1 protein-coding gene is annotated in these 1799 nt (G+C 74.7%); it reads right to left on the bottom strand.

The features are described 5' to 3' along the window. Nucleotides 1-261: 261 nt before the first annotated feature. Nucleotides 262-1799 (bottom strand): hypothetical protein (locus B7767_RS46880; protein ID WP_179167451.1); only part of this gene is annotated, 1538 nt, incomplete at its 5' end.

The following is a 1799-nucleotide window of genomic DNA, read 5'->3' as shown; positions in this document are numbered from 1 at the left end:
GGGCCCGGCCCTGATCGGTTTCGTCGCCGGCCACTCGGATCTGACGACCGGCATGGCGGTGGTCGCGGCGTCCGCGGTGCTGGTGGCGGTGTGCTCGGCGTGGGTCCGCTTCAAGGAGCGGGAGGGCGAGCCGGTGCTCCACTGAACGTCTGAACGTCGAAGGGCTCCCGCACGGAATGTCCGTGCGGGAGCCCTTCGACGTGTGTCACGGCACGAGCAGCAGGCTGTCGCCCCGCGCCTCGGCGGCGGGGTGACGGCCGGTCACGTGTCCCGTCCCGAGGCCGTCGGGAGGAACAGCAGACCCGGCAGCACCGCTCGGCGCGCATCCCGCAGGACGGCCCGGAACACCGCGGCCAGGAAGCCGGTCTGGGCCGGGTGGAGTCTGTCCTGCGCCCTTGCCCTGCCCCTCGGCACGACCAGGGCACGGCCGAGGCGCGACAGTTCCGTCAGGACCCCGGCCGGCTCCAGCAGCGGGGCGGGATCGACCGGCTCCCCCACCGACAACAGGAGTCCCCGGGCGACCCGCTCCAGCTCGGGATCCTGCTCCACCGCCGCCCGGTACAGCCTGGAGCGCCCGAAGGCCACCAGGTGCTCCAGCTCGGTCGGCTCCATCAGGGCCGCCACCGTCGGGATCCTGCCCCACAGCCCGTCCCGGCCCCGCCCGCCGCCCAGCCAGGGGCCGAGCATGGGGTCGACGTGGACGGCCCGCAGGGCCCGTTCCCCCACGTTGTACGCCAGGTCGACGGCGAACCCCGCCTCCTCCGGGTCGGTGGCGCTCCTCGCCGCGCTCAGCAGCGTCGCCCCGAGGAGCGGCAGGAGGTCCACCTCCTTCTCCTCCCAGTCCTCCTTCATGCAGACGTCGATCCAGTCGTCCAGGGCGTCCGCCGCCTCGTCGGACAGGCCCCCGGTGCCACCGGAGTCCAGGTGGTTCCACGCCGCCCGCACGACTCGCTGGTTGGCGGGCGTCTCCCCGGCACCGACGATCTCGAGGGCCGGGTCGAGACACAGCTCCCGGTAGCGCTCGAAGGACGCGGCACGGGTACCGGCGGCGGCCGACAGCACGGCACGGGGCAGGTCGGGCACCGTGCCGCGCCGGTTCCGCGGGACGGTGCGCACCTGCATCACGTCGTCGTCGGCGCGGTCGGTCAGCGCCTCCACCTCGCCGACGAGCCGCTCGTTCTCCCAGTGCTTGGACGACCTGCTGAGGAAGGACACGACGATGTCGTTGCTCTCCAGCCGGGCCAGGTACTCGTGCCGGCCGTGGCCCGGTCTGCGGTGCGTGATGCCGAGCACGACCAGGCGGACCGGCTGGCCGATGCTCAGGTGCCGGAAGTGGCTGAGCGCCGACGCCGAGGTGGTGCACGAGACGTGCCCGCCGGAACCCACCTGGGCCCAGACCGGCCGCCGCGGCCGGACCAGACACTCGTGCAGCTGCTTGCCCGTCAGCTCCGTCCACGCCGCGTGCGCCGTGGGCAGCCAGCGCAGGGCACCGGAGCCGCTCTCCTGGCACAGCACGCCCGCCGGACGCTGTTCGCCGCCGTCCCCGCGGACCACGGCGACCGGCAGCACCAGCCGCTCGGCCTCTTCCCGCAGGTGCAGTCCGCTCGCCGTCGTCCCGTCGGCCGTACGGTGCAGCCACACCGAGTGGTCGCCGACGACGGGCCGCTCCCGGTCGGTCAGCGCCTCGGCCACCGGGTCGGCGGCATCGGCCGGCAGACCGGGAACCAGTTCGGCGGGGTGCAGGGCGAGCAGGGCCCCGCCGCCGCGCAGCACGAGCCTGCCGTCCGCCAGCCGCCCCG

Source organism: Streptomyces sp. 13-12-16, from assembly GCF_002114215.1.
In the GTDB taxonomy this organism is placed as follows: Bacteria; Actinomycetota; Actinomycetes; order Streptomycetales; family Streptomycetaceae; genus Streptomyces.
Note: the sequence above shows the minus strand (reverse complement) of the source record. Positions and strands in the feature narration are given on the sequence as shown.